Here is a 13,147-nt window from a genome sequence, read left to right as displayed (position 1 = left end):
ATGGCGACCACTCAGGCCGAACACACCATGACCGACCACCCCACAGTCTCCGGGAGAACCGTCGCCTCCACCGTGCCGGTCGGCGCGGTGTACGCCGAGGGCACCGTCCTGGACTGGGCGGCGAGCCTGATCGAGGGCCTCGTCGTCCTGGACGAGAAAGTGGCACCCAACGCCCCGTGGTCAGCGGTGGTGGAGAAGGGGCACGTCCTCACGATCGTCGACGTCGGCGGCAACCAGTCCGCCGACTGCCTGCTCTACGACGCCCACGACCCCGAGGAGCGCTACAGCGTTCCCGACACCCTGGCCTGGCAGGGCAACGCCTATGTGCGCACCGGCACCGTCCTGCGCAGCAACGAGGGCAGGCCGCTGATGACCGTCGTCGCCAACGAGATCGACCGTCAGGACACCATCGGCGGCGCCTGTGGCAAGGAGTCCAACACCCTGCGCTACGGCCACCACGTGCGGTTCCATCACGGCTGCCGGGAGAACTTCCTCGCCGAGGCCTCACGGCGCGGCCTGGGGGCGCGGGACCTCGTGTCCAACCTCAACTGGTTCATGAACGTGCCCGTCGAGGCGGACGGCGCGCTGGGCATCGTGGACGGCATGTCCGCGCCCGGGCGCCGGGTCGCGGTGCGCGCCGAGACGGACGTCCTGGTGATCGTGTCGAACTGTCCGCAGATGAACAACCCGTGCAACGACTTCAATCCCACCCCGCTCCGCATGATCGTCGTGGACCCGCGGAACCCCGCGAGCACCGGCGACAGCCCGCAGTCCGTACCGGGTCCCCACGCTCCGGAGGCCGCCCGGTGACCGCCGGCACCGTCCTCGTCGCCAACCGGGGAGAGATAGCCCGCCGCGTCATCCGCACAGCCCGTCGGATGGGCATGACCACCGTCGCCGTGTTCTCCGACGCCGACCGTGCCGCCCCACACGTCCGTGAGGCGGACCACGCCGTCCGCCTCGGTCCCGCGCCCGCCCGCGACTCCTACCTGCGCGGCGACGCGATCATCGAGGCCGCGCTCGACCACGGCGTCGGCATCATCCACCCCGGCTACGGTTTCCTCTCCGAGAACACCGCCTTCGCCCGTGCCTGCGAGGACGTCGGCCTGAGTTTCGCCGGCCCGACCGCCGACCAGATCACCGACTTCGGCGAGAAGCACACCGCCAGGGCCCTGGCCAAAGCCGCCGGCGTCCCGCTGCTGACCGGGACGGAACTGCTCGAGAGCGCCGAGGCCGCGGCCACCGCGGCCGAGTCGATCGGGCTTCCCGTCATGGTCAAGGCCACCGGCGGTGGCGGCGGCATCGGCATGCAGGCATGCGCCACCGCCGCGGAGGTGCGCGAGGCCTTCGCCCGCGTCGCGGCGCTCGCCGAGTCCAACTTCGGCTCGGCCGGAGTGTTCCTGGAGCGCCTCGTGCGCCCGGCCCGCCATGTCGAGGTCCAGGTCTTCGGCGACGGCACGGGCCGGATCGCCGTCATCGGCGACCGCGACTGCTCGCTCCAGCGCCGCAACCAGAAGGTGATCGAGGAGGCCCCGGCGCCCGCCCTGCCCGCCCATGTCCGCGCACTGATGCACGACTCCTCGCGCCGACTGCTCTCGTCGGTCGGCTACCGCGGCGCGGGAACCGTGGAGTTCGTCTACGACCCCGTACGCGAGGAGGCGGCCTTCCTGGAGGTCAACGCCCGGCTTCAGGTCGAGCACCCGGTGACCGAGGAGGCGTACGGCGTCGACCTCGTCGAACTCATGCTCGCCCTGGCCCGCGACGGCCGGGTCGACGACGCGGTCTTCGAACAGGAATGGATACCCGCCGGACACGCCGTGGAGGCCCGGGTCTACGCCGAGGACCCCGGCAAGGACTCGCTGCCGTCCTCGGGCCTGCTCACCCGGGCGGTCTTCCCCGGCCAGGGCACCGACGAGATGCCCGGTGTCCGCGTCGACGGCTTCGCGGAGGCCGGCCTGGAGATCTCGCCGTACTACGACCCCATGCTCGCCAAGGTGATCGCGCACGGCGCCACCCGCGACGCCGCGTTCGACGCGCTCGGCGACGCCCTGGCCGCGAGCCGCGTCGACGGCATCGTCACCAATCTGGGCCTGCTCCGCTCGCTGACGGCGCGGGACGAGGTACGCGAAGCCGCACACAGCACCAGCACCCTCGCCACCACCACCGACCCCGAACCGCGCATCGACGTCCTGACGCCGGGACCGATGACCACCGTCCAGGACCTTCCCGGCCGACTCGGCCACTGGCACGTGGGAGTGCCGCCGAGCGGCCCCTTCGACCCCGTCTCCTTCGCCGAAGCGAACCTCGCCGTCGGCAACCCGGCCGAGGCTCCCGCGCTGGAGGTCACCGCGGGCGGTCTGACCCTGCGGTTCTCGGACGCCACGGTGGTCGCCGTCACCGGTGCCCCCGCTCCGGTCACCCTGGACGGCATCCCGACTGCCATGTGGGAGCCGATAGACGTTCCGGCGGGTGCCACGCTGGCCCTCGGCGCGGCCCAGGGGCCCGGCCTGCGCAGCTACGTGGGCGTCCGGGGCGGGCTCGACGTACCCGAATACCTGGGCAGCGCCTCGACGTTCACCCTCGGTGGCTTCGGCGGACACGGCGGCCGCGCGCTGCTCGCCGGAGACGTGCTGCGGCCCGCGGCTCCCGGAACCGCCACCGGCGGTCCGACCCCGCCCGAGCGCCGTCCCGCGATAACCTCGCACTGGCGGATCGGTGTCACCGAAGGGCCGCACGCGGCACCCGAGTTCTTCACCCGCGAGGACATCGACACCCTCTACGCCACCGACTACAAGGTGCACCACAACTCGGCCCGCTCCGGTATCCGTCTGATCGGACCCCGACCGAACTGGGCGCGCCAGGACGGCGGCGAGGCCGGACTGCACCCCTCCAACATCCACGACACGCCGTACGCGGTGGGCGCCCTCGACTTCACCGGTGACACCCCGATCATCCTGGGCCCCGACGGGCCCTCCCTCGGCGGATTCGTCTGCCCCGCGGTGGTCGCCAGCGGCGAACTGTGGAAGCTCGGCCAGCTCCGTCCCGGCGACACCGTCCGGTTCGTACCGGTCAAGGAGGCTGACGCGGCCGCCCTCGACGACCACCGCGCCTCGCCCACGCTGATCAGCGGTGGCGGTGACGGCGACGACGGCGTACTGGGCCGTCTGGAGGCCACCGACACCCGTCCCGGCGTCACCTACCGCCGGGACGGCGACGACAACGTCCTCGTCGAGTACGGACCCATGGTGCTCGACCTCGGGCTGCGTATGCGGGTGCACGCCCTCCAGGAGACCCTCGCCGCCCACGGGCCCGACGGCATCGTCGACATCACCCCGGGCATCCGTTCCCTGCAGGTCCACACCGACGCCCGCCGGCTGAAGGCCCGCGATCTCACCGCTCTGCTGCGCGAACTGGAGGACGAGGTCCCGCCCACCAACGAACTGGTGGTCCCCTCCCGCACCGTGCGGCTGCCGCTCAGCTGGGACGACCCGGCGACCCGCCTCGCCATCGAGCGGTACATGGCCGGCGTGCGGGACGACGCCCCGTGGTGCCCTTCGAACATCGAGTTCATCCGCCGCGTCAACGGTCTGGAGACCGCCGACGACGTCTACCGCACGGTCTTCGACGCCTCGTACCTGGTGCTGGGCCTCGGCGACGTCTACCTCGGCGCGCCCGTCGCCACCCCGCTCGACCCGCGGCACCGCCTGGTGACCACCAAGTACAACCCCGCCCGCACCTGGACCGCGGAGAACTCCGTCGGTATCGGCGGCGCCTACCTGTGCATCTACGGCATGGAGGGCCCTGGCGGCTACCAGTTCGTCGGCCGCACGGTGCAGATCTGGAACCGGTTCCGCAGGGGCGGCCTGTTCCAGGACAACCCGTGGGCCCTGCGCTTCTTCGACCGCATCGAGTGGTACCCCGTCACAGCGGACGAACTGCTCGAACTCCGCGCCGAGACCGACGCCGGCCGTGGCCCCCTCGACACCGAGGAGGGCACGTTCTCGATCGCCGAGTACAACGCCTTCCTGACCGCGGAAGCCGACTCGATCGCCGCCTTCCGGAAGCGGCAGAGCACCGCGTTCGAGGCCGAGAAGGAACGCTGGCGGCTCGCCGGCGAGTTCGACCGGCACGACGACCCCGAGCCCCCGCCCGCCGATGCCGTCGCCGTCCCCGCCGACGCGGTGGCGGTCACCGCGCCGTTCACCGCCACCGTCTGGCAGACCGTCGCACAGCCGGGCACCACCGTCGCCGAAGGCGACCCGATCCTCGCGCTGGAGGCGATGAAGATGGAGTCCAAGGTAAGTGCCCCCGTGACCGGAACCCTCCTGGAGATCTACGTCGAACCAGGGGACCAGGTCGCTCCCGGACAGGTACTCGCGGCGGTGAAGGCATGAGCGCCATGACTCCGACCGAACGTGTAGAGGCCGCCTACGACCGGATCGAGTCCGCCGACCGGCCGGAGATCTGGATCCACCTAAGGCCCCGCGACGAGGTGCTCGCCGAAGCGGCCGGGACAGACCCGGCACTGCCGCTGGCCGGCACGACCGTGGCCGTCAAGGACAACATCGACGTGGCCGGCCTGCCCACGACCGCCGCCGCACCGTCCTACGCCTACCGGCCGACCGCCGACGCGCCCGCCGTGGCGCGGCTGCGCGCGGCGGGCGCGGTGGTGCTCGGCAAGACCAACCTGGACCAGTTCGCCACCGGCCTGGTCGGCACCCGCAGCCCCCATGGAGGGGTACGCAACGCCTGGGACCCGGCCCGCATCTCCGGCGGGTCGTCCTCCGGCTCCGCCGTCGCGGTCGCCCTGGGGGTCGCCGACATCGCTCTCGGCACGGACACGGCCGGCTCCGGGCGGGTGCCCGCGGCCCTCAACGGCATCGTCGGGGTCAAGCCCACCAAAGGCCTGGTACCCGTGACCGGGGTGGTTCCCGCCTGCTACACCCTGGACTGCGTGACCGTCTTCGCCCGCGACCTGCGGCTCGCCCGCACCGCGGCGGAGATCGTCGAAGGCCCTGACCCGGCCGACCCGCTTTCCCGCACCGGCGCCCAGTTTCCGGCCCCGGCCGCGCGGCCCAGAGTCGCCGTCCCGGCCGCCGAGCACCTCGAGAACCTGGCCGACGGCTGGCGCGAGGCCTTCGAGGCCGCAGTCGCCCGGCTGGAGAGCACCGGAGCGGAGATCGTCGAGGCCGACATCTCCCCCCTGCTGGAAGCCGCGCGGCTGCTGTACGGCGGTGCCTTCGTCGCCGAGCGGTACGCCGCCGTCGGCGAGCACCTGGACAAGCACCGTGACCTGATCGGCACCGCCCTCGACCCGACCGTGGCCGCCATCGTCCTGGCCGGCAAGGAGAAGACCGCCGCCGACTGGGCCGCCGACACCGCCCGGCTCGCCGCCCTCGGCGCCGCAGGACGCGCGGCCCTCGACGGCTGCGCGGCCCTCCTCACTCCGACCACCACCTGGCACCCCACGCTCGAGGAGGTGGCGGCCGACCCGGTCGGCGCCAATGCCCGGATGGGGCTCTTCACCAACTTCGCCAACCTGCTGGACTATGCCTCGCTCGCCGTTCCCGCCGGATTCGTGGACGGCCTGCCGTTCGGCGTGATGCTCACCGGCCCGGCGTTCTCCGACCGCGCTCTGGCTGCTCTGGCCGAGCGGTTCGCCAATCCGGGACTCGACCTGTTCGTGGTTGGCGCCCACCTCGTGGGACAGCCGCTCAACGCTCAGCTGGTACAGGCCGGCGGCACACTGGTGGGCCCGGCGCGCACGGCCGGCATCTACCGGTTGCACGCCCTGGCCACCGAGCCGCCCAAGCCGGGCCTGGTCCGGGTCGCCGAGAGCCGGCCGGAGGCCGGAAACGGGACGGACGGCGGCAGGGGAGCGGGCAACGGTACGGGAACAGGAATCGAGGGCGAGATCTGGCGGCTGCCGGCCGCGGGGTTCGGTGCGTTGACCGCCGCGATCCCCGCACCGATGACCATCGGCACCGTGGAACTGGCCGACGGACGGCAGGTCAGCGGCTTCCTGGTGGAGCCGTACGCCGTCGAGAACGCTCCCGACATCACCCACTTCGGCGGCTGGCGCGCCTATCTGGCGTCTGCGTGACCGTGATCAACGGGGCGGGCACCCGGTCGCAGGCTGCGACCGGGTGCCCATCACCGGGGTGGCAGGATGGGACCATGACGACGCGAGCCCGCCAGGGAAGACCCCGCCACACGCCGTCGTCCGACACCGGCGTCCCCGCCCGCGAACAGATCCTGGACGCCGCCGGGGCTCTCTTCGTCGAACGCGGCATCGCCGCCACCAGCACCCGCATGATCGCCGAGCGGGTGGGCATCAGGCAGGCCTCGCTGTACTACCACTTCGCCACCAAGGACGAGATCCTCGCCGAGCTGCTGGCCACCTCCGTACGGCCGAGCCTGGCGATGGTGGAGCGGATCCGGGCACTGGTACCCGAGAGGGCGAGCGCGGCCGCAGCGCTCTACTCGGTGGCCGTGACGGACGTGCAGACCCTGTCCCGCACTCCCTACAACATCGGCACGCTCTACCTGCTGCCGGAAGTGAGGGCCGAGCGGTTCGATTGCTTTCGCGCCGACCGTGCCCGGCTGCAGGAGAGCTACGGTGATCTCGGCGCGCTGGCGGCGGCCGAGGGCGTGGCCCGCAGCCTGTCGCCCGAGCGGATCGGTGAACTGCTGATCCAGTTGGTGGAGGTCGTCATTCAGATACGGCACCTCCGTACGCCGGAAGCGGCCGACACGGACGCCGTCGCGTCGTCGTGCCTGCGGCTGTGCGGCCTCGGCGAGTCGGCGGTGGCCACTGCCAGAGACGAAGCACGCGTCCTGCTGGGCCACCTCGTGTGACCGGCGGTCGGCGGCCCCGAGCCGCTGCTCACCCGGTCGCGGTCGCGAGGTCGCTCAGGCATCTCGCTCCAGGGCGGCGGAAGCCGCGACGACGCCACTCATGATGGCGCCGCTGACTCCGGCCGAGGCCACGTCCTGGCCACTGCTCGAGCCACGAGTCCGTCGGACCGGGTCCACAACCGCCTCAAGCGCGGATCGCGCGATGGCCGGCCGCCAAAGTGCGACAAGGATGATCACAAGCAGCGGCACGCGGTCGAGTGCGCAACACCGTCGAGCGGTGCACCAACCGCCTCAGGCAGTGGCGCGGCCTGGCCACACGAACCGACAAACCCGCCATCGCCTACCAGGCCGCACCCCACCTCGCCTGCAACTTTTCCGGACTAAAGAGGGACCCCACCCCGTGCACGAGGCCCTGGCCGCGGCGGCGAAACCGCGCCCCTCCGTGGACATCTCCGTCGGCCAGGGCCGTTGTCAGTGGCGGCGGCTAGCCTGCGGCCATGATCGAGACGACCGGCGACGACCGCCGCTTCCCGCCCGCCCTGGCCGCCGTCGCCCAGGTGGAGTTCGACTACGACGACGGCGAGGGCGTGGATTTCGAGCCCTATGACGCCTTCGACTCCGCCGAGGAGACCACCGACTGGATCCGCAACTGGACCGGCAACCACGAACTGGACGGCGACGCCTACCGGGTCTTCGGACAGGACGGCACCGGCGGCCTCGTCGCTCTGTGGTGTGTGCGCCCGGGCCGCCCCCTCGCCGAACAGCCCGTGGTGTTCCTGGGCTCGGAGGGCGAGCGTGGCATCGTGGCCGGAAATCTGTCCGACTTCCTGTGGCTGCTGGCCGACGGCCTCGGCCCGATGGAGGTCGTCGAGTACGAGCAGCGCGAAGCGCGACCGAACCCGGCACTGACCGAACTCGCCGAGCGCCACGCCACCACGGCGCGCCGACCCGCCCGGGACATCATCACCGAGGCACAGGCTGAGTTCCCGTCCTTCTCGGAGGACCTGGACAAGCTCTGCCGCTGACGCGGTCCGCGCCGGAGAGCAAGGCGTCGGGGAAGTTGTGGGACGGCGCCCTCGATGCCCAGTACGCCTTCGGCGACCTCGACGGGCCCCGGCCCGCGCTCCTGGCCGTCCACGACGCCGTCGACGACGGCACCGCCTACCGGGCGGAACTGTCGGCGCGCGTCGACCAGCCGGCCCTGTCCGACGACCCGATCCTGCAGCACGACCTCCAGCTGCCAGACTCCTGGTGGGCCTACCTCGCCGGGACGCTGGCGAAGGTGTCGGCCGTCGGCACCGACCGCGTCGCCGTACGACAGCAGTACATGGACCAGGCCATCCCCGAGTTCGTCGGAATCCCGGCGCCCGCCGTGACCTGCTGGACCACTGCCCACTCCGACCTGCACTGGGCGAACCTCACCGAGCCCTTGCGGTTCCGGGACTGGGAGGCATGGGGGCGAGCTCCCGAGGGGTTCGACGCCGCCACGCTCTACGCCTGCACGCTGCCCCGGCCGGACACCGCCGCCCGCGTCCGCGACGCCTTCCCCGTCCTGGGCAGCCCGGCCGGCCTCGCCGCCGAAGCGGCCGTGTGCGCCCAGCTGCTCCAGCCCGTGGCCCCGCGGCGACAACCTCGCCCTCGAGGAGCAGCTCCGTCACTGGTCCGAGGAACTCCGCCGGCGCTGACGACAAGGGGCCGGTCGGAGCCTGTTGCCGCGGCTCGTTCCCGGATGCGGCGGGAGCTGCGGCGCCCGACGCTGGAGGCATGAGGGGCACAGCCACCTGGTCCGGCACGATCGCCTTCGGAATGGTCGCGATCCCCGTCCAGCTGTACGCCGCCGCCGAAGAGCACCCCGTGCGGTTCCATGAGATCCACACCGTCGACGGCAGCCGTGTCCAGCACCGGCGCTTCTGTGCCGCGGAGGGCCGTGAGATTCCCTATTCCGCGGTCGGGCGCGGTGTCGCCCTCCCGGACGGACGCATGCTGCCGCTCTCCGAGGACGATCTCGCGTCGAGCCGCTGGGGCCGGGGGCGGCTGGACATGCTGGGCCGTCAGCGGCGCCCCCACCAGCGACAAGGAGCACGGGCATGAGGAAGGACCCGGTCGAACGATTCCTGGCGGCACTGGACCCTGAGCACCGGGAGGACGTCAGTACCAAGCCACGCACGGAGCAGGAACAGCTCGCGGCGACCTGGGAACGGGAGCTGGAAGCGGACACCGAGCTCGACACCCTCGACGAGCTGTCCCCTGCGGCGGCCGAGGCCGAGGCGGCCCGCCGTGTGATGGACCGCGGAACCGACTAGGTTCCGTCAGGCTCCGCCAGGTCGGGCGCTTGCGGGCTGGTTCACGGTCGTACCGTCGGGCCTTCCGCTCCCTCGTACGTATCCGTGAGCTGTTGAACAGACACGTCGAGCAACGGAGGAAGGACGGCGACGAGCCGCTCCAACTCATCGACGGCGTGGCGCTGCTCGGGCCGGACGGATGCGCTGCGGTGAACCGCGAGGCGAACCGGCCGATGTTCATCGTGCCCGGGAGCACACCCTGCGGTTCGCCTCCAGGTGCTCGGGCACAGCCACGGTGAACGCGTCCCGCTCGGCCGGAAAGCCGGCACGGGGCCGCAGCCGCCGCGCCTCGGCGCCGAGCAGTTCCCAGCAGACAGGGGCGCGAGCACAGGCGAGGACCCGCCTCGGGTTCCGGCTCCCCCAGTGCTGCCAGCTCTCCTTGATCAGCAGTGTCCGTCAGAGCCTCGCTCCTGGTGTGGAGCACCTCCGTACGGTGGTCGGGGTCGACGCCGCGCAGCCTCCACACCGTGTCGACGAACGCGTTGGCGGCGCGCAGGAACGCGGTCCACGCCAAGCTCTGCCGGACCTTCAGTCGTTCACGCCCGCAGAACGCGACAGGCCCCCGGCTGCGGCGGGGCGGCATGACCGAAGTTGCGCACATCTTGTCACCGGTCTGCTCGAACTCCGATCGGCGGCGCGGCCCAAGTCCCTGGTAGGGAAAGGGCCGAACGCCGCCGATTACGCACCCAACCGCGAACCGCGAACCGCGAACCGCGAACCGTGAACGGCGAACCGCGATGCGACGCGGGCGAGTTACAGCGCGCGCTCCAGACGGTCCGCCATCAGCTTGACGAAGCGGGCCGGTTCCTTGGGCTGGCCGCCCTCGGCGAGCACGGCCAGGCCGTGCACGAGCTCGGCGAACTCGGCGAGGGCGGTGCGGTCCTCGCGCTCCTTGTACGCCTGGTTGAGGCCCTTGACGAGCTGGTGGTCCGGGTTGAGTTCCAGGATCCGCTTGGCGCGGGGCACCTCCTGACCCATGGCGCGGTACATGTTCTCCAGGGCCGGAGTCAGGTCGTGCGCCTCGGATACGACGCACGCCGGGGAGACGGTGAGGCGCGAGGACAGACGGACTTCCTTGATGTCCTCGTCCAGCTGCTCCTTCATCCAGCCGAGCAGCCCGGCGTATTCCTCGGTCTGCTTCTCCCGGGCGGGGTCGGGAGTGTCCTCGTCCTTGGCGCCGAGGTCGATCTGGCCCTTGGCGACGGACCGCAGCTTCTTGCCCTCGTACTCGCCCACGGCGTCGGCCCACACCTCGTCGACGGGGTCGGTGAGCAGCAACACCTCGATGCCGCGGTCCCGGAACGCCTCCATGTGCGGGGAGTTCTCGATGCTCTGCCGGGACTCGCCGGTGAGGTAGTAGATGTCGTCCTGGCCGTCCTTCATCCGCTCCACGTACTGCTTGAGCGTGGTCGGCTCGGTGTCGTGGTGGGTGGTCGCGAACGAGGCGACGGCGAGGATGGCGTCGCGGTTCTCCGAGTCGGTGACCAGCCCCTCCTTCAGGACGGTGCCGAACTCCCGCCAGAACGTGGCGTACCGGTCATGATCCTTGACCATCAGGTCCTTGACCGTGGACAGGACCTTCTTCGTCAGCCGTCGCCGCATCATCTCGATATGGCGGTCCTGCTGAAGGATCTCGCGGGACACGTTGAGGGAGAGGTCCGCCGCGTCGACGACGCCCTTGACGAAGCGGAGGTACGGCGGAAGCAGCGCCTCGCAGTCGTCCATGATGAACACGCGCTTGACGTACAGCTGTACGCCGCGCTTGGCGTCCCCTGCGAACAGATCGTGCGGGGCGTGGGCGGGAAGGAACAGCAGGGCCTGGTACTCGAAGGTGCCCTCCGCCTGGAGTCGGATCGTCTCCAGCGGGTCGCGCCAGTCGTGGCCGATGTGCTTGTACAGCTCGTGGTACTCGTCGTCGGACACCTCGTCACGCGAGCGCGCCCACAGCGCCTTCATGGAGTTGAGCGTCTCGGGCTCGGGCGCCTCGCCGCTCTCGTCGGCCGTGGTGGAACGCTCGGGCACCATCCGGACCGGCCAGGTGATGAAGTCCGAGTACCGCTTGATGATCTCCCTGATCTTCCACGGGGAGGTGTAGTCGTGGAGCTGGTTCTCGGGGTCGGCGGGCTTGAGGTGGAGGGTGACGGAAGTGCCCTGCGGGGCGTCGTCGACCGTGTCCAGCGTGTACGTGCCCTCGCCGCGCGAGGTCCAGCGGGTGCCCTGGCTCTCGCCTGCGCGGCGGGTCAGCAGGGTGACCTCGTCGGCCACCATGAAGCCGGAGTAGAACCCGACGCCGAACTGCCCGATGAGTCCTTCCTCGCCGGCCGAGTCCTTCGCCTCCCGCAGTTCTTCCAGGAACTTGGCGGTGCCGGAGTTGGCGATCGTGCCGATGAGCCGCCCGACCTCGTCGTACGACATCCCGATGCCGTTGTCCCGCACGGTGAGCGTGCGGGCGTCCTTGTCGATGTCGATGTCGATGTGCAGGTCGGACACATCGGCGTCGAGCGAGTCGTTCCACAGCTTCTCGAGACGCAGCTTGTCCAGCGCGTCGGAGGCGTTGGAGACGAGCTCCCTCAGGAAGACATCCTTGTTCGAGTAGACCGAGTGGATCATCAGCTGCAGCAGCTGACGGGCCTCCACCTGAAACTCAAACGTCTCAGTCGGCATGGTCGCGTGTACCTCACAGGTCCTGTCGTCCGGAACTGGTGGATGCCACTGTAAAACACCACGTCAGAGCAGTGGCCGAAAAGACGGGACGACAGCCGCTCACCAGCCACGGCCCAGACGGCACATTTCGCACCAATGTCGAACTACTTGTCCATGTCGGGGACGCGCCGGACAGGTGATGGGGCGCTCGTGGTTCGCCGCAACGACCCGCCTGCCGCTGCCGACCAAGCACACGATCACGGTGGTGGGGTTCATCGAGCCGACGGGTGTGGTCCCGATTGGTTACGACCGGCCGTACTGCGTCGCTCCCGCAGCGCCGGAGGCGGACCGCCCGTATGCACTGCTGGTGGAGGTCCTCTCCAAGAGCAACCTCGTGGCTATGGCGAAGGTCGCAAATCCGCAGCCGGGAACGCTCGGCGTGGAGCTTGGCCGGTCGTCTGCGACGCGGGCCGCGCCGCGAGCGGATCGGTGGGGTCCCGTGTACCAGCGGCTTCAGGCCCAGACTGTCGACTGTCGTGCATGTTGGCGCCGGAGATGCCCAGCGACAGAGGTAGCCCGTTCCGGTCCGTGATCAGGTGGATCTTCGATCCGTTCTTGCCGCGGTCGGTCGGATTCGGTCCGGTCAGTGGCCCCCTTTTGCAGCCCTGAGGCTGACGGAGTCGATGGCGCACCGCGACCAGTCCAGGTCGCCGCAGGCGCCGAGCTCGTCCAGGAGGATGCGGTGGAGCCGGGCCCCGACCCGGTCCTGGCTCCACCGGGCGAAGCGCCGGTAGACCGTCGGCCAGGCCGGGCCGAACACTGGGGGCAACTGCCGCCAGGTGCAACCGGAGGTGGCTACGAAGATGATCGCCGCCCGGCATGTGCGGTCACCCGCCCGCCGTCGGCCGCCGCCCTGCGGACGTATGACCTCCGTTGGCGGCTCCACCCGCCGGAACAGCGTCCATGACTCATCCGGTACCAGATCCTCGACACCATCCAGGATCTGCTGAACTGCTGGACCGGCACCTGCACCACCTGCCACCGCCCCCTGCCCAGAAGCTCCACCACCAGCCCAAACCGAAGAGCCAGAGCAACTTAACGGAGTCCTACCAGATCGTGCTGAACCGGTACCGAGGGCACTGAACGAGGACCGAAAAGGGTTTCAGCAGCACAGGTCGGGCCCAAGGGACGCCTGTGTGTCCTGAACCGCTCGGTCCATGAACGCCGGTGACACCTGAGCCACATCGTCATGACCGGTGGCGGTCGGACATGCCGGCACCGATGAGCTCCGACGTGGAACAGGA

9 protein-coding genes and 3 pseudogenes are annotated in these 13,147 nt (G+C 70.7%); 10 read left to right on the top strand and 2 right to left on the bottom strand.

What is annotated here, in order from left to right:
* The 9 genes and pseudogenes from ACZ43N_RS38850 to ACZ43N_RS38810 all read left to right on the top strand — a co-directional run bounded on the left by ACZ43N_RS38850 (position 1) and on the right by ACZ43N_RS38810 (position 9,161).
* Positions 1 to 810: an urea amidolyase associated protein UAAP2 gene (locus ACZ43N_RS38850; RefSeq protein WP_468104056.1), complete on the top strand. Its 810-nt coding sequence runs from the start codon at positions 1 to 3 to the stop codon at positions 808 to 810.
* Positions 807 to 4,394, top strand: a complete 3,588-nt coding sequence (gene uca, locus ACZ43N_RS38845) for an urea carboxylase (RefSeq protein ID WP_468104054.1) — start codon at positions 807 to 809, stop codon at positions 4,392 to 4,394. The genes ACZ43N_RS38850 and uca overlap by 4 nt, the downstream gene beginning before the upstream one ends.
* 5 nt (positions 4,395 to 4,399) lie before the next feature.
* Positions 4,400 to 6,103, top strand: coding sequence for an allophanate hydrolase (gene atzF / locus ACZ43N_RS38840; protein WP_468104086.1), 1,704 nt, complete (start codon positions 4,400 to 4,402; stop codon positions 6,101 to 6,103).
* A gap of 74 nt (positions 6,104 to 6,177) precedes the next feature.
* Positions 6,178 to 6,858, top strand: coding sequence for a TetR/AcrR family transcriptional regulator (locus ACZ43N_RS38835; protein WP_468104052.1), 681 nt, complete (start codon positions 6,178 to 6,180; stop codon positions 6,856 to 6,858).
* 159 nt (positions 6,859 to 7,017) lie between these two features.
* A pseudogene (locus ACZ43N_RS38830) lies at positions 7,018 to 7,223 on the top strand (IS5/IS1182 family transposase); the annotation flags it as partial.
* A 132-nt stretch (positions 7,224 to 7,355) separates the two neighbouring features.
* Complete coding sequence (locus ACZ43N_RS38825; RefSeq protein ID WP_468104050.1) at positions 7,356 to 7,883, top strand: SMI1/KNR4 family protein; 528 nt, start codon at positions 7,356 to 7,358, stop codon at positions 7,881 to 7,883.
* A gap of 35 nt (positions 7,884 to 7,918) precedes the next feature.
* Positions 7,919 to 8,626 (top strand): hypothetical protein, encoded by a 708-nt coding sequence (locus tag ACZ43N_RS38820; RefSeq protein ID WP_468104048.1) that lies wholly within the window; start codon positions 7,919 to 7,921, stop codon positions 8,624 to 8,626.
* Positions 8,623 to 8,949 carry a Ku protein gene (locus ACZ43N_RS38815; protein WP_468104046.1) on the top strand — a complete coding sequence of 109 codons (327 nt, stop codon included), beginning with the start codon at positions 8,623 to 8,625 and terminating at the stop codon, positions 8,947 to 8,949. The genes ACZ43N_RS38820 and ACZ43N_RS38815 overlap by 4 nt, the downstream gene beginning before the upstream one ends.
* Positions 8,946 to 9,161, top strand: coding sequence for a hypothetical protein (locus ACZ43N_RS38810; protein WP_468104044.1), 216 nt, complete (start codon positions 8,946 to 8,948; stop codon positions 9,159 to 9,161). The genes ACZ43N_RS38815 and ACZ43N_RS38810 overlap by 4 nt, the downstream gene beginning before the upstream one ends.
* Before the next feature lie 792 nt (positions 9,162 to 9,953).
* On the opposite strand, the gene htpG is transcribed toward ACZ43N_RS38810, so the two are convergent.
* Positions 9,954 to 11,864 (bottom strand): molecular chaperone HtpG, encoded by a 1,911-nt coding sequence (htpG, locus tag ACZ43N_RS38805; RefSeq protein ID WP_468104042.1) that lies wholly within the window; start codon positions 11,862 to 11,864, stop codon positions 9,954 to 9,956.
* On the opposite strand from htpG, the pseudogene ACZ43N_RS38800 reads away from it, so the two are divergent.
* Positions 11,863 to 12,198, top strand: a pseudogene (locus ACZ43N_RS38800) (hypothetical protein); the annotation flags it as partial. The gene htpG and the pseudogene ACZ43N_RS38800 sit on opposite strands and share 2 nt — an antisense overlap.
* On the opposite strand, the pseudogene ACZ43N_RS38795 reads toward ACZ43N_RS38800, so the two are convergent.
* A pseudogene (locus ACZ43N_RS38795) lies at positions 12,139 to 12,846 on the bottom strand (IS5 family transposase); the annotation flags it as partial. The pseudogenes ACZ43N_RS38800 and ACZ43N_RS38795 overlap by 60 nt on opposite strands.
* Positions 12,847 to 13,147: the final 301 nt, after the last annotated feature.

The sequence above is a fragment of the Streptomyces sp. NPDC030814 genome (assembly GCF_055572155.1).
This window is presented reverse-complemented; position numbering and strand designations above follow the sequence as displayed.